General features: G+C 55.0%; 18 protein-coding genes and 1 other annotated feature. Of the genes, 1 reads left to right on the top strand and 17 read right to left on the bottom strand.

The annotated features are described in order from the left end of the window. Positions 1–35 precede the first annotated feature (35 nt). The 6 genes from PAT3040_RS32065 to rlmN all read right to left on the bottom strand — a co-directional run bounded on the left by PAT3040_RS32065 (position 36) and on the right by rlmN (position 8311). Positions 36–1463, bottom strand: a complete 1428-nt coding sequence (locus PAT3040_RS32065) for a glycoside hydrolase family 32 protein (protein ID WP_108995872.1) — start codon at positions 1461–1463, stop codon at positions 36–38. 116 nt (positions 1464–1579) lie between these two features. Beyond that, positions 1580–2008: a DUF1801 domain-containing protein gene (locus PAT3040_RS32060; protein WP_108995871.1), complete on the bottom strand. Its 429-nt coding sequence runs from the start codon at positions 2006–2008 to the stop codon at positions 1580–1582. Between the two features lie 266 nt (positions 2009–2274). After that, positions 2275–3447 (bottom strand): aminotransferase class I/II-fold pyridoxal phosphate-dependent enzyme, encoded by a 1173-nt coding sequence (locus PAT3040_RS32055; protein WP_305778797.1) that lies wholly within the window; start codon positions 3445–3447, stop codon positions 2275–2277. A gap of 56 nt (positions 3448–3503) precedes the next feature. Beyond that, positions 3504–3743: a binding site (T-box leader), on the bottom strand. Positions 3744–3934: 191 nt separating this feature from the next. Then, positions 3935–5284, bottom strand: coding sequence for an ABC transporter permease (locus PAT3040_RS32050; RefSeq protein WP_108995869.1), 1350 nt, complete (start codon positions 5282–5284; stop codon positions 3935–3937). Continuing rightward, positions 5281–6027, bottom strand: a complete 747-nt coding sequence (locus PAT3040_RS32045; RefSeq protein WP_108995868.1) for an ABC transporter ATP-binding protein — start codon at positions 6025–6027, stop codon at positions 5281–5283. Before PAT3040_RS32045 ends, PAT3040_RS32050 begins: the two co-directional genes overlap by 4 nt. A 1222-nt stretch (positions 6028–7249) precedes the next feature. Next, complete coding sequence (rlmN, locus tag PAT3040_RS32035; RefSeq protein WP_087568257.1) at positions 7250–8311, bottom strand: dual-specificity RNA methyltransferase RlmN; 1062 nt, start codon at positions 8309–8311, stop codon at positions 7250–7252. Positions 8312–8521: 210 nt separating this feature from the next. Between rlmN and PAT3040_RS32030 the strand changes: the two genes are divergently transcribed. After that, the gene (locus PAT3040_RS32030) at positions 8522–9385 is read left to right on the top strand and encodes a pentapeptide repeat-containing protein (protein WP_108995867.1); all 864 of its coding nucleotides are present in this window, start codon (positions 8522–8524) and stop codon (positions 9383–9385) included. Between the two features lie 6 nt (positions 9386–9391). Here the strand turns inward: PAT3040_RS32030 and PAT3040_RS32025 are convergent, their stop codons facing one another. From PAT3040_RS32025 to PAT3040_RS39285, 11 genes are all read right to left on the bottom strand, one after another. Beyond that, positions 9392–10516, bottom strand: a complete 1125-nt coding sequence (locus PAT3040_RS32025; RefSeq protein ID WP_108995866.1) for a TlpA family protein disulfide reductase — start codon at positions 10514–10516, stop codon at positions 9392–9394. Between the two features lie 20 nt (positions 10517–10536). Next, positions 10537–11721, bottom strand: a complete 1185-nt coding sequence (locus PAT3040_RS32020; RefSeq protein ID WP_146200619.1) for an S-layer homology domain-containing protein — start codon at positions 11719–11721, stop codon at positions 10537–10539. A 151-nt stretch (positions 11722–11872) separates the two neighbouring features. Further along, the gene (locus PAT3040_RS32015; RefSeq protein ID WP_108995864.1) at positions 11873–12223 is read right to left on the bottom strand and encodes an MmcQ/YjbR family DNA-binding protein; all 351 of its coding nucleotides are present in this window, start codon (positions 12221–12223) and stop codon (positions 11873–11875) included. A gap of 116 nt (positions 12224–12339) precedes the next feature. After that, positions 12340–13083, bottom strand: coding sequence for a Bax inhibitor-1/YccA family protein (locus PAT3040_RS32010; protein WP_087568252.1), 744 nt, complete (start codon positions 13081–13083; stop codon positions 12340–12342). Between the two features lie 375 nt (positions 13084–13458). Beyond that, positions 13459–14328 carry a carbohydrate ABC transporter permease gene (locus PAT3040_RS32005; protein ID WP_108995863.1) on the bottom strand — a complete coding sequence of 290 codons (870 nt, stop codon included), beginning with the start codon at positions 14326–14328 and terminating at the stop codon, positions 13459–13461. A gap of 42 nt (positions 14329–14370) precedes the next feature. Then, positions 14371–15243 carry a carbohydrate ABC transporter permease gene (locus PAT3040_RS32000; protein ID WP_108995862.1) on the bottom strand — a complete coding sequence of 291 codons (873 nt, stop codon included), beginning with the start codon at positions 15241–15243 and terminating at the stop codon, positions 14371–14373. Between the two features lie 38 nt (positions 15244–15281). Next, positions 15282–16613: an extracellular solute-binding protein gene (locus PAT3040_RS31995; RefSeq protein ID WP_087568249.1), complete on the bottom strand. Its 1332-nt coding sequence runs from the start codon at positions 16611–16613 to the stop codon at positions 15282–15284. A 440-nt stretch (positions 16614–17053) separates the two neighbouring features. Further along, positions 17054–18598, bottom strand: a complete 1545-nt coding sequence (locus PAT3040_RS31990) for a response regulator transcription factor (protein WP_108995861.1) — start codon at positions 18596–18598, stop codon at positions 17054–17056. After that, positions 18595–20481 carry a sensor histidine kinase gene (locus PAT3040_RS31985; protein WP_108995860.1) on the bottom strand — a complete coding sequence of 629 codons (1887 nt, stop codon included), beginning with the start codon at positions 20479–20481 and terminating at the stop codon, positions 18595–18597. The genes PAT3040_RS31990 and PAT3040_RS31985 overlap by 4 nt, the downstream gene beginning before the upstream one ends. Positions 20482–20586: 105 nt before the next feature. Next, entirely contained in the window at positions 20587–21354 is a 768-nt protein-coding gene (locus PAT3040_RS31980; RefSeq protein WP_258235268.1) for an HNH endonuclease, read from the bottom strand. A gap of 160 nt (positions 21355–21514) precedes the next feature. Then, positions 21515–22433, bottom strand: a 919-nt coding sequence (locus PAT3040_RS39285; protein ID WP_258235267.1) for an FGGY-family carbohydrate kinase, incomplete at its 5' end; no start/stop codon positions are given.

Here is a 22433-nt window from a genome sequence, read left to right as displayed (position 1 = left end):
GGGGGGGGCCCCGCTTCTAACATCTTTATGATTGATTACTCCATAACCGGCTCCAGCTGCCGGATGTCGAATTTGGCGCCGCCTTCGCTTACGAATATGCCCCATCCGCCGCTTTTAAAGTCGTACAGTCTCGTGCTCATGGCAACCTCTCCATCTACATAGACTACGCACACTTCGCCCTCCAGATAAATCTGCAAGGTACACGGTTTATCCGGCGCCAACTGCACGGGACGTTCCATGCCAACCGCATAGGGAATATCGCCCTTGCGCGGCCACTGATCCACAACAATTCGGCTTCTTGCCGGCTCAAGACGAATCATGTAACCTTGCTCCAATGCTTCATCCGTCCGAAGAACAAATCCGCAGCTTCTCGTGTTGCTGTCAAACTCAATCTTGGCTTCCAGCTTGATCGCTCCTACCGGCAGCAGGCCGCCATAAGCACAAGCAAAATGATCGGGAGCGTCAACCGTTGCAGAACCTTCGGCAAAAGCCCACTGCCCGAGAACCTTGCGCAAAGCAATGTCGCGTTCCAAGGAAAACATCCCGTTCACCGTGTCCGGAGCTTTCACCGTCAAAGCGCCGTCCGGCTGCTGCTGTATTTCGTGCACGACCAGATTGCCGCCCCATTGCCAGGTGCCGCCATCATGCTCCCCTTCCCGGGTCGGGTTCCACCCGAATGCGTATCGCCGTTCGCCGTCGCTCCACGTCTTGGCCGCATAAAACGCCCGCGTGTCCAGCGCGTCGTTGTCCGGCGCCAGCCACGGCCCCTCCAGCGACCGGCTCATCCGGTAATGGGTTACCGTACGATCGGAGAAGGTCGAATAAATCAGATACCACCAATCTCCCATGCGGAACAGATCGGGGCATTCGTGAGTGGTATACAGATATGGCGCCCAAAACGGATCTCGCACCTCCCAAGCGGTCAGATCCTTGGAGGCGCATAATGCAACACAGCCGCGGCGATTGGCCGGGCCTTCCTTGAGCCGGGCTGCAAGCAGCATCCAATATTCCCCCGCCTCCTCGTTCCAGAAAACAAAGGGATCTCGCCAATCGTGCACTTCGTAGCGATCCTCAGGCGCAAAAAAAGCATCCTCCGGCTTCTTCTCCCAGTGCAGCATATCATGGCTGACCGCATGCATGACCGCTTGCTGCTTCTTGCCTTGCGCCGGATAATGGAAGTTGTTGCCCGTATAAAATATATGGTACAGGTCGCCTGCCTTCAAAATGCAGCCCGTATAAATATACAAATCCTGTTCCGACTCGCCGCCTCGCGGCAACACTTCGCCATACTCCTTATAATGAACAAAATCTTTGGTTCCGAGCAGGAACCACGGCGTGCCTTCGCCATACTCCTCCCTGTTGCGCCAGTCTTTTAAATACAGCAATCTGAATTCCCCATCCTCATAAAAGGGGATAACGTCAGCGAGCCAGCCATCCTCCGGCTTGTAAAATAGATTGTTCATTGTTCATCTTCACTCCCCCATATTGGCTTAAAGCCTATTATAAATAGGGGGGAACGGGCTATCTACTCGCCAATCTTCACTTTTGACTATCCGGTTTGGACCTGCTTTACTTCCGATCAACCCTCGGAGGGATAGGTTGCCTGCACATGTTCGACAGTAGCGACGATCAGCCGCTTCAGCACATCGAGATCGATATCGGCCAGCTTGTTGACGTAGACGCAAGCCGCCCCGGTCGTATGTTTGCCGAGCGCCTTCAGCAGCTCCTCGCGTTCCGGCTCGCATGCCGTCAAGTAGAGGCTGATCTTCGCCTTTCGCGGGGAGAATCCGGCAAGCGGCGCATCCCCTTCGTGGCCGCTCGCATATTTATAATGATAAGAGCCAAAGCCGATAATGCTGGGTCCCCACATCTTGGCTTCGTAACCCGTCGTCTCCGAAAACAATTCCAGCAGCCGGTAAGCATCCTCCCGCTTCTTGGGACTTTCGACCGCTTCGATGAATTCAATTACGCTATGTTCGGTTTCCTTCATCTTCGGCTCGTAAGCCATCTGCTCCATCTCCTCATCGCCGCTCTTTATGGAGTCGGCTTATAACTATTCCATCTGCCAACGCGAAAATAAAGGGAGCTTCCCGTTATTCTCTCTAGCCTTGCAACACGTCGTCCATGCATTCAAAATAGCAAAAATAACGGCGAACCGCAATCGCGGCCCGCCGTTCCCAGTTCGGCAATTCGGCTCGGGGGGCGAGCCGAATTGTCTAACCCTGTACTACGCGACGGCCTGACGGGGGTTTCACTTGTCTGATGCACGCTGCGCTACAGCGTTCTAAGGAATTGCCCCATCCGGTCCAGCGCCTCGTTAATTTTCGAAAGCGAAGTCGCGTACGAGCAGCGGAGGAAACCTTCGCCGCCTTGCCCGAAAACGTCGCCCGGCACCGCAACCACCTTAGCCTCGCTCAATAGTCTCTGCGCAAATTGCTCCGAGGTTAGCCCCGTATGCGCGATAGAGGGGAACGCGTAGAACGCGCCAAGCGGCTCGTGACATGGCAGGCCGATTTCCTGCAAGCCTTTAACGATTACTTTGCGCCGCTGGCTGTACGATTCGACCATAAAGTCCTTCTCTTCCCGCCCGTTCCGCAGCGATTCGATCGCCGCGATCTGGCCCAGGATCGGCGCGCACATAACCGTATACTGATGGATCTTGAGCATGGCCCCGATCAATTCCCGATGTCCGCACGCGTAGCCTACTCTCCATCCCGTCATTGCAAAGGACTTGGAGAACCCGCCGACAAGAATGGTCCGATCCTTCATACCGGGAAGCGAGGCGAACGAAACGTGTTTGCGATCGTAGGTCAGGTCCGAGTAGATTTCGTCGGCAATGACCACGAGATTATGTTCCTGCACGAGCCGCGCGATCGGCAGCCAATCCTCGTAGGACATAACGGCCCCCGTCGGATTGTTTGGATAACACAACATTAGCACCTTGGAGCGCGGGGTCAGCGCTTTGGCCAGCAACTCGGCCCTTAGCTTGAATCCATCCGCAGCGAGCGTCTCTACGGCCACCGGCACGCCGCCGCCAAGTTGCGTAATCGGAGAATAGGAGATATAACATGGCGCCGGAATGAGAATCTCATCGCCTGGCGTCACGATGGCGCGCAGGGCCAGATCGATCGCCTCGCTGCTGCCGACCGTAACGAGCACCTCGTTTCCCGGCTCATACTGCACCTTGAATTCGGCGTGCTGGTATTCGGCGATGCCTTCCCGCAGCTCCGGAAGTCCCGAGTTCGGCGTATAGGACGTCCTACCCTTCTCCAGCGCGGTAATGCACGCATCTCTGACCAGCTTCGGGGTGGCGAAATCGGGTTCCCCCACTCCCAGCGAGATGATGTCTTTTCTGCCGTCAATCAAGTCGAAAAACTTCCGTATGCCCGAAGGTTTCATATCGCGCACCGCCTTGGATACGAAGTCCCCCATGTTAAGCTCTGCCATTGCCATTCTCCTCTCTTGTCATGTATCCCATAGACAACAAAAAAGACCCGTCCCCATAAAGGGACGAGTCTGCACCCGTGTTACCACCCTAGTTTCGCTTCCATATGAAGCGACACTCCGCTCACGTATCCATCAATACGCGTTCCATATAACGCCGGAATTGCGGCAGAGCTTACTCTAGGTTCAGCCTGCTTCTCGGAGATGGCTTTCTGTTAGCGCCCGAACGTTGGTTTGCACCAGTCCCAACTCTCTGCGGATCGTTCGCTTAACGTACTCTTTCTCGTCATCGAATTTCAATTGCATATGAAATTAGTAGCAATCATAAATCACAACGCGATGCTCTGTCAATGACAATCGACTGACATCAGGAAAGATGGGCGCCTCCGCCCGCCATGAGTGGGCCGCCGATGTAAAAGCCGAGAAGCCGCTGCTCTCGCCCTTTGCTCATCTGCCATGAAGGGAATGGAACAGTCAGAGACTGCGTCCCTTACACTTCGCGCCGCAGCGCGCTCAGAACGTCGATGCGAGTCGCCCTTCTCGCCGGCCGCTGGCCGGATATCAACGCTACGCCAAGCGCGATCACGCAGGTTAGCGCTGCCAGATACGGAGGAATGACCGAAAATTTGAAGTCTGCCGGGAGAGTCTCCTCCATAAGCACCTCGATCATGATGGGCAAGCCTGCGTTCACGGCAAAGGAGATGGCGTACGACACCAAGGTGCCGATAATCGCCCCGAACAAGCCGATCAAGCTACTCTCCAGCAGGAACACTCGTCGAATCACGGACGGATGCGCGCCGATCGCCTTCATAATGCCGATATCCTGCGCCCGCTCCGTCACCGCCATCGTCATCGTATTAAAGATGCCGATGGATGCGATCAGGACGGCAATCGTTCCGACGAAGATGAGACCGATCTTCATAATGGTAAAGAGCATGTTCACCTGCTTTAGCTCATCCGCAATGGAATGGTTGAAGTAACCTTGCTCCCGGATCTTCTCCGCGATGCCCTTTACCTTCGAAGCATTTTCCGCAACGACGGTTACATCCTGGTATTGACGCTCGCCGGTCGGCTTGGGAAGCTGCTCGATCAGCTTTTGCACCTGCTCCTTCGTCGGCGCCACCTCAAAGTACGGCAGTTCGCCGAGCTGCGTGCCGGTAATGGCTTCGATCTGCGTCAGCATCTCTTCGCCCATGTAGATATTGCGGTCGCGATTCCATTCCTTGGTCGGCTGCTCCGCGACGCCGACAATGACGGTCTCCAGCGGCTTCTTCGCCAGCTCTCCGTCCTCGTAATAGCTTACCTGCAGCGTCATTGTTTTGCCAACCCACTCCGAGGCAGCCGGCAGCTCGCTAGACGGCCGTCCCTCCTCGTCCATGACTTCGCGAATATGATAGCCGATGACGATTTCATTATTCCCTTCGGGAAGCCGTCCTGCGCTGAGGCCGAAGCCCGCTTGCTTCTCCGCTTCGAAATCCATGCCGATTCTCTGATTGACGTTAACCGGATTGCCATCGATGGAAGGATCCATATACTGCTGGATATAATTGCGGTAAGTGACCGCCTTGACGTTAGGGAGCGACTGGAAGTAGTCGATGTCTCCGTTTTGAATGCCTTGCGTATCGAACTTGTCGGGATTTTTGCCGTAGATCGTAATTTCCGTTACCAGCCGGTCCCCGGTAATCTCCTCGACCATGCTCTGCTGCAGACCGAAGCCGACAGAGGCGAGTACGGTCAGGAATGCGCAGCCCATAGCCGTCGCCAGCACGGTCATGAACAGACGCGTTTTGTTGCGTTTCATGTTCTGTCGTACAAATCGTAGTTGATCGCCAAACTTCATGAGTGATGTCCTCCTTTCGCCAGGTCAAACGTTTCCTTGATGCTTTCCACCGAAACGAGCGGCGCTTGGCGAGCCAGCCTGCCGTCCTGAAGACGGATTGTGCGATGAGCGACGGAGGCAACCTGATCGTCATGCGTAATGATGACGAACGTGATGCCAAGCTCATGATTGAGCTGCTTGATCATCGTCAGCAGCGACTTTTCGTTTTCGCTGTCGAGACTGCCGGACGGCTCGTCCGCCAGCACGATCGGCGGCTCCAAAACAAGCGATCTCGCGACCGAAACCCGCTGCTGCTGCCCGCCGGACAGCTCGCTCGGATAGTGGCTGGCGAATGCCGCGATATCGACGTTCTCCAGCATTTTCTCGACCCGCTTCCGTCGTTCGGACTGCCCCACTCCCTTGAGCACGAGCGGCAGCTCTACATTCTCGTAGGCGGTCATGCTCGATATAAGCTGAAAGTTTTGAAAAATAAAGCCGTAATGCGCCAATCTGAAATCCGCCCAAGCCCCCTCGTCCAGCTTCGTGACCATTCGTCCCGCTACCTTAATTTCTCCAGCCGTAGGCCGGATATAGCCGGACATGAGATTCAGCAGCGTCGATTTGCCCGATCCGCTCCGGCCGACGATAGCTACGATCTCTCCTTTCTCCACGCTGAGATCGATATCATGCAGAACCGGTACGATCCGCTCCTTGCCTTTCTTGCCTATCTTGAATTGATGACTGATGCCCATCATCGTGATCATAAGTTCCCACCCTTTCGCATTCGTTAATCCGATAGTTCAATCATAACCCTCATTTTGTAAGGCAACCGTAAGCGAAGCTAAAGAAAACCTTAAGATAGCTTTAGAAACCTCTAATCTCTCCTCACATGCCCAAAAAAACGATGCATTTTTGCAAATTATGCACTCCCCAAACCCTATTTAGTACAAATATGTATAAATACCTATTTGAATCTACAAAAAAAGGACCCACTGCAACGTGCAGGGGGCCATCGATTTTTGGTCTGTTGTCTCGAGTAGCAAACTACTTTACCTGATCGGCTCCTGGTGCACGTCAACGTCGAAGCTGTGCAAGCAACTTCTCATAAGAAGGCCTTTCGAGTGTCATATTTGCAGCCCCATCGTTGCAAGCGGAACAGAGCGCATGTAGATTCCTGCTCATTCCGAGGCTCAATTCCTGAAAGGCAGCCATGCGACGAGCTTTAGATCGATGGCGCCGACTTAAATCTTGGAATGCAGCCGGTCGGCGAGCTTTAGATCGATGGCGCCGACTTAAATCTTGAAAGGCAGCCATGCGACGAGCTTTAGATCGATGGCGCCGACTTAAATCTTGGAATGCAGCCGGTCGGCGAGCTTTAGATCGATGGCGCCGACTTAAATCCTGAAAGGCAGCCATGCGACGAGCTTTAAATCGATGTCGCCGAAGAATCTTCCTTTGCAGCGATGCGGAATAAGCCGCCGGTCGTGGTATCCTTCGCTAAAACGGGGGGCGATGTGCTCGAGATTTCATACTCATCCGATCGCCTGGCCCTTCAGACGCATCATTGTACTCGAAATTTCATACTCATCCGATCGCCTGGCCCTTCAGACGCATCATTGTACTCGAGATTTCATACTCATTCGATCGCCTGGCCCCTCCGACGGACCATTGTACTCGAAATTTCATACTCATTCGATCGCCTGGCCCCTCCGACGATCCATTGTACTCGAAATTTCATACTCATTCGAACGCACAGCCCCTCAGACGCGCCATTGTACTCGAAATTTCATACTCGTGCATGTCGGTCGACATATCCGCCTGCTCATTAACCGCCCGTTCAATCCCCGAATTATATAAATTCTATATAAAGAACAACGGCCGAAATTCATAATTTCCTAATCAATGAAAACCCCTCCGTGCGGAACCGCAAGTTTCACTTGCCGTCTCGTCCGCCGAGGGGTATCGTCTACCTATGGGCTGCGATTTTCAATTCGCCGCCTTCATCTGCTTGCTTCGCAGCTGTCCGCAAGCCGCGTCGATATCCGCGCCATGCTCCAGCCGCACGCTTACGCTTATGCCTTGTTTCTTCATGACGTCGTAGAACGCGCGGATGGAATCCTGCTCGCTCCGTTGATACTGGCTATGCTCGTCGACGGGGTTGTACGGAATCAGATTCACGTTAACGAGTCCCTTGCGCGGCTTCATCAGCTCAGCCAGCTCCAGCGCCTGCTCCGTTCCGTCATTGACGTCCTTCAGCAGGATGTATTCCATCGTCATTCTCCGGCGGGTTTTTTCCAGGTAATAATCAATGGCATCCATCAGCTTCTCGATCGGAATCGCCTTGTTGATCTTCATGATGCGCGTACGCAGCTCGTTGTTCGGCGCATGGAGCGATACCGCCAGATTGACGCCTAGATCGCCGTCCGCGAATTCCCGAATCTTGCCCGCAAGACCGCTCGTCGACACCGTAATATGGCGCGCGCCGATGGCAAGCCCTTTGTGATCCTTAACGATGCGGATGAAGTCGGACATATGCTTATAGTTGTCGAACGGCTCGCCTATGCCCATGACGACGATATGGCTGACCCGCTCCCCTTTGCCGGCCGCATCCAGATGCAGCTGCACGTTCGCGATCTGCTCCACGATCTCGGCGGCGGTCAAGTCGCGGCTCTTTGCCAGCAGCCCGCTCGCGCAGAAGCTGCATCCGATATTGCAGCCGACTTGCGTAGTCACGCAGACGGACAGACCAAATTTATGGCGCATCAGCACCGTCTCGATCAGATTGCCGTCCGACAGGCGGAACAAGAATTTTACGGTACCGTCGACGGACTCCTGCTTTACGTGCTCTTCCATCGTGCCGATGACGAAGTGTTCCTTGAGCAGGGACACGCAGGTCGGATGCACTTCCTCCATGCGGTCAAAGTTCGTTATGCGTTTGCGGTACAGCGATTCCCACACCGCCGTGGCCCGGAACTTCTTATGTCCGCGCTCCGCCAGCCAATCCGTTAATTGTTCTATAGTCAGTCCATAAATGGATGGTTTGCTCATTGTGCTTCCTCTCTTCATGCCCTTGTGTCGGCCACAAATTCCTTTGGCGCTGGACATACAGCCTTATTGTCCCAAAATTCCAAGCGGAATACAAGAGCAAGGACCCGCAAAGAAAAATGGTATAAAATAACTAAAATGATTATTTCCATTGAGCATCGGCCAATCGAAGGCTAAAGTGAAAGAAAACCAGAACGAAAGCAGGCAAACGAAATGGATACAAACATTGGTGCCAAGGCATCTCCTCCAGACAGAGAGCTCAGGGCCCGCTGCGAAAGCTGCTTCGGTCTCTGCTGCACGGCGCTGCCATTCGAAGCCTCCTCCGACTTCGCCGCCACCAAGGCGGCCGGTACGCCATGCCGGCATCTGCAAGTGGATTATCGATGCGGCGTTCACGACAGGCTCAGGGACATCGGCTACCGCGGCTGCACCGTATTCGATTGCTTCGGCGCGGGACAACGCGTATCTCAGGAAACCTTCGGGGGAGCAAGCTGGCGAGACGAACCCAAGCTGGCCGGGAACATGTTCGAAGCTTTCCATGCGATCCGTTTACTGCACGAATTGCTTTGGTATTTGGGCGATTTGTTAGCAAGGCAGGAGACTGCGGGCATTCACGAGAAGCTTCGGCAATATGTCGCAGCAACGGATGCCTTGGCATCGCTACCCGCCGAAAAACTGCGCCAACAGGATATCGCGGCACATCGTATGGACGTTAATCTTGCGCTCATCCAAGGGAGCGAGCTTGTGAGGGATGGACTCGTTCGCGGAGGCAAAACTGCCCTGCCGAAATATAAAGGAAAACCGATCGGTCCCAGAATCGACCTCATGGGAGCAAACTTAAGGGGCATGGACTTGCGAGGCAGCAATCTTAGGGGGGCCTATCTCATTGCGGCCGACCTGTCGGGAGGGGATCTGCGGTCAGCCGACATGATCGGAGTTGATCTCCGGGATACGAATCTATGCGGAGCAAATCTGAGCGACAGCTTGTTCCTCACGCCATTTCAGATCAATGCCGCCAAGGGAGACAGGGACACGCTACTGCCTCCGGCATTGGAACGACCATCGCACTGGGGATAAGGCCCCTTATTGCTCTGCAGGATATTTGTCGCGTACGCGCTCAATGCGCATCTTCATGTCATCGTAGCTGATAGCGCCAAGGAAACGCTCGCGGATGATGCCGTCTCCGTCTACGATGAAGGTAGCCGGATAGGCCGCTACGCGGTAATCGTCCGCGGCCCTGCCTCTCCGATCCAATACGATCGGGAAGTCCAGCGACCGCTTTTCTACGTATTGCCGCACCTGTTCCTCGCCCTGCTCCTGGCTCGTCACGTTGACGGACAGAATCGCTACATCCCCGCCCTGCTCCCTATAATCTTCATGCAACTTCTGGACATGCGGCATCTCCGTCATACAAACCCGGCACCATGTCGTCCAGAAGTTGACGAGCACCGTCCGCCCCTTGTAATCTGCCAGCGCGACTTCTTCTCCAAATAAGTTATTCAATTCAAAAGCCGGTGCGATATTTCCCGCACGCGCTCCAACGCCCGAATTACCGTTGCGGTTCTCGGTCCGCTCCATCAGCCGCTCCGTCTGATCGAACGCCATATAGCTGACTAACACCAGCAGCAGCGCCAGCCCGGCGCCAGGAACGGCCATTCGCCGCAAACTGCTTTCCGCACGGGCGCTTCCCTCGCTCTGGTCCTCTTCTGCCGCTTTCCTTGGCCTAATCCGCCATATTCCGGCCAGCAGGAACATGCTTGTTGCAAACACAAACATGCCCAGCCAGTGCGCATACCCCGCAGAAGCCCTGTCCAGAATGATGATCGCCATCAAATACACCGTACTCCAGCCTGCTGCGAATGCACCGGTAATTTTCCAGGCATCGGCTGCTCCATACATTTTGCCATAACGATATTGGAGATAGGTTAACCCGCACACGCAAGCAAGCCAGAAGCCGATCGTTCCACCGTCATAATAGAGCAAAGAAAGAGGCTGCCGAATAACGGCAACCGCATCAGTGAGAAGGAGGCTTCCCTTCCAGACAGCAATCCATATCCCTATAGCGTTCCAGGCAGGGGACGTATCCCGCTCGCTTCGCCCTCTAAGCCGCAATCGGACCGCAAACAACCCCATAAGACCTGCGGCCAATACGACCAGAAGCTCCGCATTGAGCACCAGCGAGCCAAGCTGCAGATTCGTCACTGCCATTCACGTCCTTCCCGTTCCTTCTACTTCCTTACGTATACGCCATCGCCGTGCGAGCCTACGGCAGCTGCCTTGTAGACGCCTTGGTCGTCTACGAGAACGAATAGTTCGTAAAATTCGAAATCATCCTCGAATCCAAGCGGAAGCTCCATAAGCACATAATAAGGCGTTACCTTTTTGCCGTCCACCGTAACCGTCCCGTATTGCCATACGCTAAGCGTCTCGGCTTCGAGGTAGTCGTTTCCTTCCGTCGCTTCAATCGTGCCGGCAAATACACCGTCTGCAGTCAACTCTGCACGGGTAGATCCGTAGTACCCGAACTCTCCCCACTCACCGTCAAGCTCAAAGGAGCTCCACTCGTAGGGCAGCGCAATAGAGGTTTTGCCGCCAGAAGCACGCTTAAAGAAAGCATCGAATGCCGCTTCTTCTCTTGCCCCTTTGTACAGCTCCAGAACTTTGGCAACCTCGGTCGTATATACAAACTGTCTCCGGGAAGCCTCGGCATATCCCTCATCGTCGCCGGAGTAACTGTCGGCAATCGGCTCGTAAACAAAATCTTGCATCATCGGGTTGTATAAGTAAATGTTCGCGTCGCTCATGAGCCAATCGCGATGCTCTTGGCTGATGGACGGAATCAAATGGAAGAAGTACAATTCTTCCTCTTCATCGATGGACAACGCGAGCGTGGATACCATCAGCTCGAATACATCGCTCCGATACAGATTTGCCGTTGCCGGCTTATCCGCGTCCAGCCAAATGCCCAACTCCCAACCTTCTTCGACCGCGTTTGCATAATCGATTTCGTAGCCGGCCGTGCGAGCCAGCAGGGTAACGGCTTGCTGGTGGGTGATTTTATTGCCCACGCCGAACTTGCCTTGCCCGATTCCCGTCGTGACGCCATTTGCGTACGCCTTCTCGATATCCGCATACGCCCAGTGCGTCTTCGGCACGTCGGAGAAGGTCGGCACGGCCGGCGGAGCGAACGGCTTGTCGCCTTCGCGCTCGCTCAGACGGTTCACGATCGCGATCATCTGGGCGCGGTTGATCTCCCGATCTTCTTGCAGCCCTTCATTTGTTCCGTTAATCAAACCTAGTTCGACCAATACTTCCCCGTGAGTCATCGACTTCGCTTCGCCTTCGGCGGCGTAAGCAGCCGTCCCCATGCTCATCAGCAATAGAACAGCCGTGAGCAGCAACCATCTCTTCAACAACTTGTCCACCTCTACCGTCTCGTTTTATTTTCGACATCCCTATTTTCATTCGACAAATTCCTCATTTTCCCTTCAAACATGTCGCGGATTCTTTCCAATCCAGTGACAATGATCACCGACATCTGCTTGCTGTAATCCTTATCCAAGCTTAGCCAAGCTCCGCCCGTTGCGCTTTCGTCAACCCTTTGACGACCAGTTCGTAGGAGTGGCGGATCATCTCTCTAATGTCGTTATCCGGGACCGAACCATCGATCGTAACGGTATTCCAATGTTTTTTGTTCAGATGGTAACCCGGCTTCACCGCTTCATGTTCCATTCGCAGGAGCTCCGCCATATGAGGCTCGCATTTCAACGAGATATTATCCACGCTTCCATTCGTTCCGATCAAAGCAAACATTTTGCCGCCGACCTTCATGACCAGCGGATCCGGTCCGAACGGATAGTCCTCCATCGCGCCGTTTAACCCTTTGCAAAACGCCGCCAGTTCCGCTCTCTTCATTCCCGCACACCTCAGCTTTCTATATGATTGGATACAACATTGTTAAAACACCAAAAAAAAAGCGGGACCGCCGTCCCGCCTCTTTGCTCCATATGTACGGCTGGTTGCCGCCGCAATTAGTCTCTGCTCGCCAGCTTCGAAAGCAGACGGAGAATTTCAATGTACAGCCAGACGAGAGTCACGAGCAAGCCGAACGCGCCGTACCATTCCATATACTTTGGAGCGCCTTGCTCTGCGCCGGATTCGATGAAGTCGAAGTCCAGCACCAGGTTGAGCGCCGCTATAATAACGATAACGATGGAGATGCCGATGCCGATCCAGTTGCTTTCGTGCAGATAAGGAATCGTGACGCCGAACAAACCCAGAACGAAGCTCAGCAGGTACAGCAGCATAACGCCCATGGTAGCCGCGAATACGCCAAGCTTGAAGTTCTTCGTCGCTTGGATGATGCGGAAGCGGTACGCGACCAGCAATGCAATAAATACGCACATCGTCAGCGCCGAGGCTTGCAGCGTAATGCCGTTGTACAGGCTCTCGAATTGCGCGGAGATCGCGCCAAGAAACAATCCTTCGCAAGCCGCGTAGATCGGTACTAGATACGGGGCCGCCGTTGGCTTGAAGCTGATAATAAGCGCCAGGATGAAGCCCGCAATCGCGCCGCCGATGGCCAGCGCCATAATGTTCGTTTGTCCGTTCGCGTACATGCTCCAGGAAGCGAATGCGCCGCCCAGCAGGATGGCGAGCGTAATGAACATCTTGTTTACAGTGCCTTCGATCGTCATGCGTTCTCCGCTGACGAGCGAGCCTGTCTTTTCGAACGTTGAATCTCTTAACGTGGGATTGCCGCTGCGTCCTAACACGCCATGATCACCTCTTCGGATAGATTAGTCCTATCGTATCATATTCTTACAGTTCTGACATCATGTCCTTATGAGACTATTTCTACTGGAAAACCATATCCTTGGGGTCCGGGTAGACCTCATATTGGTGCAACAGCGCTTCTCTTGTCCGTTAGCTTTCGCATATGTCCCATTTGCCCCGAATAGAGTCGTCTGTGTCCGTTACACCGTGCGTTTGCAGTTGCCATCGGGTAAAGTCGGACGCTGCTTGCCAGCATAACGCCTTCGACACGCCGCAACCTGCCATTATAGCGCCTTCGCCTCGGCGCACCCCCAGCACAACGAGGCGCCTGCGAGCCCGTACCCCCGCACAAAAAAAAGCCCGGACAAAGGCGATTAACCTTTGACCGAGCCTGCGACCATACCCTTCATGATCTGCTCTTGGAAGATCAGATAGATGACGATGGTCGGGATGACAGCGATAAACATCGCGCCCATGGTCAAGCTGTAGTCCGTGCCGAAGCCGTCCGAGAAAAGCGAGAGGCTGAGCGGCAAAGTCTTCAGCGCTTGCGAGTTGATAAACACCAGCGCGAAGGAGAAGTCGTTCCAGAAGCGCAGAAACGCCAGGATGGTAACCGTCGATATAACCGGCAAGCATAGCGGGAAGATGATGCGTCCGAATACGCCCCACCAGCCGTTGCCGTCGATCATCGCTGCTTCCTCTACTTCTCTCGGGATCGAGGCCAGGTAAGCCATGCCGAGGAAGATCGCGATCGGCAGCTCGAATGCCGTGTACGGCAGAATAAGCGACCAGTACGTATCCAGCAAGCCGATCTTGTTCATAAAGATAAAGAGCGGCACGAGCGTACTGTGAATCGGGATCAGCATGCCCAGCAAGAAGATTCCCTTTATAATGTTGTTCATCTTGAAAGTGAAACGCTCCAGCGCGTATGCCGCCAGCGTGCCCAGCACGATGGTCAGCACGACCGCCGCCAAAGTTACGATGGTCGAGTTGATTAACGCTTGACCCATCTTTCCCAGATCCCAGGCTCTCGTTATGTTGTCAATCTGGAAGTTCTGCGGCCAGGCATAAGGACGGTTAAAAAATTCCTGATTCGACTTGAACGCGCTGATCATCAACCAATACAGGGGGTACAAAGTCACGGCCGCATATACGAGCAGCAATGTTTTGACCACGCCGGAGACCGGCTTCCGCCAGAGCGAACCGTTCGAATCCGAGGACCGGACGTCAGTCGTTCCTTGCATCGTCTATCACTCCTTCATCCGGGTGCTGATTAGCCATGCCCATTACCCGCGTCTCTTCGTAATGATGTAGTTAAGCCCAATGAGCAAGGCGCTGATCAAAATAATCATCGTGGATACGGCAGAACCGTAACCGTAGCGATAGATGGTGAAGCTGTTGTTGTACATGTACGTTGCAAGAAGTTCCGTCGATTGCGCCGGACCGCCGCCCGTCATGACGATGACGTGGTCGAACGCCTTCAGGCTTCCGGAGATGCACAGCACGATCGTAACGACGACCGTTCCCCAGATGATCGGCAGCGTAACGTAGAACAGCTTTCTCCAGCCAATGGCGCCGTCGATCTTCGCCGCGTCGCCGATCTCCGAGGAGATGTTCTGCAGAGCGGCGATGAAGATGATCAGATAAGGGCCGATATTCGCCCAGTTAATCGGAATGGACACCGCAAACATATTGATCTTCGGATCGTCGAGCCAGGCACGGGTCCAGGAGTCCAGTCCCAGCACCTCCAACACTTGGTTCAGAAGGCCGATCTGCGGATGGTAGATATACCCCCAGATGAGGCCGACCACGACTGTGGACAGCACCATCGGCAGGAAGACGGCAGACCGGAGAAGCCGGTTGAACCAGGAGTTTTTCAGGAGCAGCAGGGCAAGCAGGAGGGCGATGGGCACTTGGCCGATGATCGCCGACGCGACGAGAATGAGGTTATTCTTCAGCGCCCTCCAGAATATGGGATCCTGCAGCATCATTTCGTAGTTATTCAGCCCGATGAACTTGGCGGCGCCAAGCCCCTTCCAATCAAAGAAGCCGTAGTAGGCGGACCAGAAAATCGGGATGATGGCGAAGACCAGGAATATCAGCAGTGCAGGAAGCAGCGCCAATACGACGAAGCTTTTACTGCGCAGGGATGCAGGCATGACAGCAGCCTCCTTGGATAGCTAGAGTGTGATTGATACTATTGCTGAGTGGAGCGAACTTGCGCGTCTTGCAGCTTTTTAGCAATGTCCTCCGGTTTGTCGCCCATCATCAGCCCTTGCAGACCATTGTTGATGGCTTCTCCCGCTTCCGCGGAGAGGTAAGCGTCATATACCGGCGTGATGCCGGATTCTTTGGCCAGGTTGAACGCTTTGAAGTACAGCGGGCTGACTTTGGACTCGTCCAGCTCCATCTTATACATAACCATGGAGTTGCTCTCCGCGATTGCCTTTTGCCCGTCCGGACCGCTGACCGCGTAGATTAGATCCAGCGCCGCGTCTTTGGCCGCGCCTGTCGTCTTCTTGCTGAGCGCAAAGCCTCCGCCTGCGCCGCCGGAGATCGTTCCTGCCGCGCCTGCTCCACCTTCGATGGCTGGCAGCGTCGTCACTTCGATCGGAGCGATCTGCTCATCCGTTGCGGATGCCGCCAGATTTGTCAGCGTCCATGCGCCGGATACCATCATAGCTGCTTTGCCTTGTACAAAATATTGCTCGGCTTGCGTATTGTCGATACTGTTTGCGCCTTCTTGGAACGCTTTGTTGTCTACAAGCTCCTTAAACTTGCTTAGAGCCTCTACGAACTGCGGATCCGTAAACGAAGCGCCATCGCCCTTAACCGCTTTCAGGAACCACTCTGTTCCCGTTACGCGGTCAGCCAGGGAGCCGATGATCGTCGATTGCGCCACCCACGGCGCTTTGTTGCCCAATGCGATCGGCGTGATGCCTTTGTCGTTGAATGTCTTAACGGCAGCCATCAGCTCTGTCCAAGTCGTCGGCACCGTTACGCCGTTGGCGTCGAACAGGTCTTTGTTATAGTACAGGAACGAAGTCGCGGACATCGCGAGCGGAGCGGAGTAGATTTGGCCTTCTTCGAAGGAGAAGCGGTCGAACGCGCCTTCCATGAAGTTGTTTTTCCAATCCGGGTTTTCGTCCGCCAGCTCCGTAATCGGCTGCAATAGTCCGGCATCGTAAAATTCTTGCGATTGGCTGCCCGCGTAAACGAAAAACACGTCCGGCATTTCGTTAGCTGCGGCAACCGTGCTCAGACGTTGACGGTATCCGTCGACCGGAATGGCCTGCGCGTCCACTTCTACGTTCGGGTTGTTTGTTTTATAATTTTCGATTAGCTCTCTAACCGCTTTGGCGCGCAAGTCGTCGCCAGAGAAGTTGTGCCATACCGTAATTTTCGCCTTCTCGCCGCCGGCGTTGCCGCTGCCTCCGTTGCTGGATGGCTCATTGGCGCCTCCGCAAGCAGCTGTCATTAAAGCTAACATCGTGGTAACGCTGACAATTAAGGAAAGTCGTTTTTTCATATCGTTTAATCCCCCTCCATGTAATGTAATCTAAGTATAGTGGGCAAACCTTCATCGGCGTAGGGGGGAATCTTCAGTCCCAATAGGGTGAAAATTCACCTTATCCCAAATATATGGCATCGCTTCCAATGCTGAATAATCAACCTTTAGACTATCTAACGCTCTGAGTCCACCTTATCCTTTGTCCCCTTTCGACCTATTCCCTCGCATGAAAGATCCTTATTATGGATGAGCTAAAACCTTACACACAAGTAAACGCAATCATCTTATTTTTTCTTATACTGAAGTATTATTACGCAAAAAAACATCTAACATCCAGACGAAAATCGTTTCGCCTGATCGATTAGATGCATGGGTACAAGACATTTTTTATATTTCGCGTCAATCAGCTCAGCTGCTCCCTATCCTATTTAACGACCCGCAACCGATCACTCGTGCGTTCACCCTTGACGAAACTGCGAAGGCGTTACGCCGGTATGCCGTTTGAACAGGTGATTAAAGTGCTTCATATCCTCATAGCCTACCCGCTTTGCGATTTCGCTAACCTTCGCGGGCGTCTCCCGGAGCAGCTTCGCCGCCCATTCCATACGGGCTTCCGTCAAGTATTCGATATACGTTTTGCCGGTCTCCTGCTTAAAGAGCTTGCTGAAATAATTGGGATTCATATGAATGTTCGCCGCGACCTGGGCAAGCGTCAAGCTCTGGTCCAGATGCTCCCGGATGTACGACAGCGTCCGCTCGATCGCATCGCTTCGCCCGCCGTTTAGCCGCTTGTATTCCGCGAGAACCTCTGTCAGCACCCGAATCATCGACTCTTCGGGGCATTCCGCAAGCCTTTTCTCATTCGTGTCTTCCATGCTGGCGATAGACGGCGTCGGCCGGCCGACGGATTCCGCCGCGCGCTCCAGCCAGCGCACGCCTGCGACGAGCAACGAATGCAAATACGAGGTCATCGTGCCCGGAGTGGCTTCGGGGTCTCGCAAAATGGCCGCAAGCATCTCCCGAATCCAGATCCGCAAAGCTTCCTCGCTGCCGCCGCGCAGCACCGCGATAAGCGCCGCTTCTTCCTCCTGGGAACAGACGGCGCGCATCCCTTTCCGATCCTTGATTTCCTCGTAGTCCAGCACGCCGCTTCCGCCGGCCAGCCAGCGATACGCCACTGTCTGCTCTGCGGTTCTGAGCGACTCGCGCAGCTCCACGAGACCCGCGGCTCGTTTGCCGATGACCGTAAAGACGGGCGCTTCGGCTGTCCGCCCAACTGCGTCAATCGCCGCGCGCACCGTTCTCCCCGCTGCCGGCTGCCCGGATCGGAAGAAGATCAGCCAGCCGTTGTTCCAGTCCAAAATGGCGCAGTTTAGCGAGTCCTTAAGCTTGTCTCCGATCAAGCGCAGCGGTTGCTTAAGCTGTTCTTTCATATGCAGCGATTCGCCCGGGCTTATCATCCAGAGCTCCAGCGTCTCCCAATCCGATCCCAGCCGCAGCTCCGGATAATGGGACAATACTTCATCGATCTCCGCTTCCGCCGGCGTATGCCCTCCCCGGAGCAGCCCGTCCAGCAGCTTCCAGCGAAACGCCGTCTGATGGGCTTGCCCTTCCTGCACGGCAGCCCTGCTGCTGACGATCTTGCCTCGGGCTTTCATAACCGCGGACATAATATCTCCCGGACGGCTTGTCTTCAGCAAATAATCACCGATCCCGTTCCGGATCGCTTGCTGGGCATAGGAAAAATCGTCGTGGCCGGACAGGACGACAATCTCGATCCACGGATAATCGCGCTTAATGGCATGAGACATCTCCAGTCCCGTCATGCCCGTCATTCGTATATCGGTCAGCACGATATCCGGCTTCTCCAGCGGAATGCGCATCAGCGCTTCCTCGGCGGATGCGGCAGGCGTCAGCAATGTAATACCGTTCTCCTCCCATTGGATCACGGTGCTTAGTCCCGTCCGTATGATAACCTCGTCGTCCACGATAAGCAGCTTCATTTACGTTCCCCCTTTCCCTCGGAATCCCCTGTTAACGATGCTGCCGATTCACCGGCCTCCTGTTGCCTCTCCCGCTCCAGCTCGCGCTCCTGCTCTCGCGCAACATGCGATGGCTTGATCGAGAACGTCACATTCGTGCCCACGCCTTCTTGGCTCTCCAAAATCAAGCCTGACTCGGGCCCATAATGCAGCAGCAGCCGGTTATGGACGTTGCGAAGGCCGTAGCTGCTGCCCGTCGAGGCAGGGGCGTTCTCCATCGACCCATCCGGAGAATGCTGGGCGGCCCGATGATCGATTCTCTCCCTCAGTTCCTCGAGCTTCCCGGGGCTCATGCCAACACCGTTATCCGTGACGGAAAACGTAATGATATCGCCGTCCTCCCACGCCTTGACCCCAATGCGGCCCTTGCCCTCTCTCGTGAGAATACCGTGCAGCATCGCGTTCTCGATCAACGGCTGAAGCAGCAGCTTGAGCATTCGGCGGTCCAGCAGTTGCGACGGAATGTCGGCTTCGTATTCGAACTTGTCGGGGTAGCGGATGCTCTGAATATTCACATAATGATCGATGTGGAGAATTTCCTGGCTGATCGCGCAATATTCCTGCCCTTTGTTTAGACTAAAGCGCAAAAAGTCGCTAAGCGAGCCTACCATGTCGGCGATCTTGGATTCGCCTTTCATCAGGGCCATCCAATGCACGGACGATAAGGTATTATACAGGAAATGCGGGTTGATCTGCGCCTGCAGCGCGGACATGTCCGCTTCCTTCTTGAGCGCTTCGTTCCGCTTTACCTCATCGGTCAGATTTACGATTTTCGAACTCATCCGATTGTACGTAATAATGAGCTGTCCGACCTCGTCGATCGTCTCGACCGGCAGCGTCGGCAGCGGCTCGTCCGGGCTGGCATGCTTTAAAAACCGCGTGAGCTGCGACAGCGGGTTCGTCACCTTTTGAATAAGGAATAAGACGAAGGCAATGACGAAGACCATCGCGACGCTGACGGCTATGGCGGTAAGCGTCAGGAAGTACCGATTCTCGGCCTTGTACGACTGCACCGGCGTAATTCCGACAAGCTTCCACTCCACGGCTTCCATAGAATGATGCAACACAGACTTGCGGTCGGCATTCTCGCCATAGTAGAAAGAACCCGACAGATCATGGAACGGGCTGATCCCGGGATAATAGTCTTCCAATCCAAGCTCCGTGGAATACCCGTCCGGACCAGCCAGAATACGATTGTTGCTGTCGAGCAGCAGCACGATGCCGCCGCCCTCCAGGCCGGCCCGCTTGAGATGAGTGGAAATAACGGATTGCAGCAAGCTGATCTTGAGCATGCCGAGGTCGAAATATCTTTGCGTGCTGCGAATGGGACGAGACATCGTAATAACCTCATTGCTGCTATCGGAGGTTACCTGAAGATGAACCGCCGACCACCACTTGGGATGCGTCGCGTAATAGTTCGGAATGCTTTCCTTAATATCCTTGAATTCGGAGCCCACCACCGACTTAAACGATACGGGCGGTTTGTCCGCGTCTGGTTCGATAATGACGTTCGCGATATACGGCTTCGAAATGGACAACGTAGTCAACAAACCGATGATGGAGGTCTGCTTAAAGAGATCCTGCTCCGGTGTCCTTAAGTAGTTCTGTACGTCAGGATGGCCGATGATGAATAAGGACTGGTTCTCGACGTCGGTGACCATGTTCTCCAGATAGGCGCCGATCTGGCGGAGCGTGTTCATCCCCGAGCTCTGCGCCTTCTCCTCCGTCAGCCCTGCAGCTATATTGTAGGAGAACAACCCGAGAGACAGCACCGGGACCAGCACCGAAATAATAATCAATAACGACAGCTTGTGCTTTAGCGAGCGTCCCAGCCAATTCTCCATAGCCATCCTCCGTTTCGTCGCTTCAAGCCATTGGCAAACAGGGCGCCACGCAACTCCCATGACGCCCGCTTGCCGATTGACGCGCTCAACTGCAGCATGACGCCCTTATACGAATTCATCCTCCAGCGAGCTTCTGAATTCGTCAACGTCCCTGTTCGCCTTGCGCTGATTGCATTCGTAACACGCGCAGATGCAGTTGAACGGCGTCGTGTGACCGCCCTTCGCGCGCGGCAGCTCGTGATCGATCGTATCGCCGTATTGGCCGCAGAAGCGGCATGTATAATTGTCTCGTGTCAGGATCAGCTTGCGGAATTCCTTATTGCTGTAGAGACGCCTGATCGTCGAACGATTAACGACGACGGCCGCGCCTTCCCGCACCAGAATTTGCGCCAGCTCCAATTCGACCTCCTGATACCAGCGGCGGCCGTTATCCGTCTTGCCGCGCATGCGGATGAAGCCGCTGGCGGTCGTTCGCAGGTAGGAGGCGTCCGCGGGATCATGCGTGCCGCGCTTCGGCGGCTCCGCCAGCAATCTGGGCTGGGCGGCGGGCCGCCTCTTATGCCCGCGTCCTCGCTGCTTGCGCGTCGCGGGGTCGCTCGAGGAAGCCGCTTGAGAGCCTTGGCCGGCAGAAGGCTGGGCCGCTTCCGCTTTCGGCGCATGCTGCGGATGCCGGACCGCTCCTTTGGCAGGGAGCGATTCGACAGACTGCCGCCCGCGGCGGCAATCCCGGCAGGTGCCGCGCCGGCCTTGTCCGCCCGCGCGTCGCCCCGTGCGGCGCAAAAACTCGTTAAGCGGCTTCATCTCGCCGCATTGCGCGCACAACTTCGTGCCTATATGTGGATGTTGGTTGGGTTCGGAATGTTCGGTAGTCATACGTAGAGTATAGCATATGGGGGCCATTTCCTGCATGTTCGGGAGGCAAGGGATTGGAGGATTTGCGGGAACCTCAGAGAAATACCGAAGCTCTGAGGACCTGCCTGCGGACGGCGATACGCCTTCCGATGTCTATCGCTGCCAGTTATGGATTCGGATTTCACATTTGTTGTACATACGTACGGTTTCCTCCGACCGATTCTCTTACCGCTTTCAACCGTTTCATAACAGCATTGTCGCCGCGTCCGAAGTAGTCATGAAGGCGGTGGTATTCCTCGTACAGCTTGTCGTACAGCGCAACGCTCTCCGGGTTCGGCTTGAACGTTTCCTCGCGCACGCGCGCCATCGCCGCCGCCGCGTCGACAATGCTGTCGTAGCCGCCCTTCTCCGCGCCTGCAGCCACCGCGCCGAACATTGCCGCTCCCAAGGCCGGCGTCTGCTTCGATGCCGCGATCTTGATCTCGCGGTTCGTCACATCGGCGTATATCTGCATCAGCAGACGGTTCTTCTGCGGCAGCCCTCCGCAGGCGTACAGCTCGTTCACCTCGACTCCGCTCGCATGGAACGCCTCCACAATTTTGCGCGTGCCGAACGCCGTCGCTTCCAGCAACGCGCGATAAATTTCCCACGGCTTCGTCTGCAGCGTCATCCCGAACAGCACGCCCGTCAGGTCGGTATCGACGAGTACGGAGCGATTGCCGTTCCACCAATCGAGCGCCAGCAAGCCGGATTGTCCCGGCGCAAGCTCCTCCGCCTTGCGGGTCAGGTACGCATGCACATGTTCGCCAGCCGCTTCCGCTTCCTTAAACACATAAGCCGGAGCCGCCTCCTCCACATACCATTCGAAAATATCGCCAACCGCCGATTGACCGGCCTCATAGCCGTAGTAACCGGGAATAATGCCGTCCTCCACCACGCCGCACATCCCTTCGACTTCCTTCTCCTCCGTTCCGAGCAGCATATGGCAAAGCGAGGTGCCCATTGCCATGACAAGCTTGCCCGGAGTTACGACGCCGACGCCCGGCACGCCGGCATGCGCGTCTACATTGCCGACCGCAATCGCCGTTCCCGCCGCAAGC

Origin of the sequence: Paenibacillus agaridevorans (genome assembly GCF_003112455.1) — a bacterium.
Taxonomy (GTDB): Bacteria; Bacillota; Bacilli; order Paenibacillales; family Paenibacillaceae; genus Pristimantibacillus; species Pristimantibacillus agaridevorans.
Note: the sequence above shows the minus strand (reverse complement) of the source record. Positions and strands in the feature narration are given on the sequence as shown.

What these genes read in the sequence shown, in the direction of transcription:
- PAT3040_RS32015 (WP_108995864.1), bottom strand. Translation starts at nt 12,223, where the DNA reads ATGAAGAGAGCGGAACTGGCGGCGTTTTGCAAAGGGTTAAACGGCGCG.
- PAT3040_RS32000 (WP_108995862.1), bottom strand. Translation starts at nt 15,243, where the DNA reads ATGCCTGCATCCCTGCGCAGTAAAAGCTTCGTCGTATTGGCGCTGCTT.
- rlmN (WP_087568257.1), bottom strand. Translation starts at nt 8,311, where the DNA reads ATGAGCAAACCATCCATTTATGGACTGACTATAGAACAATTAACGGAT.
- PAT3040_RS32045 (WP_108995868.1), bottom strand. Translation starts at nt 6,027, where the DNA reads ATGATCACGATGATGGGCATCAGTCATCAATTCAAGATAGGCAAGAAA.
- PAT3040_RS32060 (WP_108995871.1), bottom strand. Translation starts at nt 2,008, where the DNA reads ATGGCTTACGAGCCGAAGATGAAGGAAACCGAACATAGCGTAATTGAA.
- PAT3040_RS31980 (WP_258235268.1), bottom strand. Translation starts at nt 21,354, where the DNA reads ATGACTACCGAACATTCCGAACCCAACCAACATCCACATATAGGCACG.
- PAT3040_RS31990 (WP_108995861.1), bottom strand. Translation starts at nt 18,598, where the DNA reads ATGAAGCTGCTTATCGTGGACGACGAGGTTATCATACGGACGGGACTA.
- PAT3040_RS32005 (WP_108995863.1), bottom strand. Translation starts at nt 14,328, where the DNA reads ATGCAAGGAACGACTGACGTCCGGTCCTCGGATTCGAACGGTTCGCTC.
- PAT3040_RS32025 (WP_108995866.1), bottom strand. Translation starts at nt 10,516, where the DNA reads ATGGCAGTGACGAATCTGCAGCTTGGCTCGCTGGTGCTCAATGCGGAG.
- PAT3040_RS31995 (WP_087568249.1), bottom strand. Translation starts at nt 16,613, where the DNA reads ATGAAAAAACGACTTTCCTTAATTGTCAGCGTTACCACGATGTTAGCT.
- PAT3040_RS32030 (WP_108995867.1), top strand. Translation starts at nt 8,522, where the DNA reads ATGGATACAAACATTGGTGCCAAGGCATCTCCTCCAGACAGAGAGCTC.
- PAT3040_RS32050 (WP_108995869.1), bottom strand. Translation starts at nt 5,284, where the DNA reads ATGAAGTTTGGCGATCAACTACGATTTGTACGACAGAACATGAAACGC.
- PAT3040_RS32065 (WP_108995872.1), bottom strand. Translation starts at nt 1,463, where the DNA reads ATGAACAATCTATTTTACAAGCCGGAGGATGGCTGGCTCGCTGACGTT.
- PAT3040_RS32055 (WP_305778797.1), bottom strand. Translation starts at nt 3,447, where the DNA reads ATGGCAGAGCTTAACATGGGGGACTTCGTATCCAAGGCGGTGCGCGAT.
- PAT3040_RS31985 (WP_108995860.1), bottom strand. Translation starts at nt 20,481, where the DNA reads ATGGAGAATTGGCTGGGACGCTCGCTAAAGCACAAGCTGTCGTTATTG.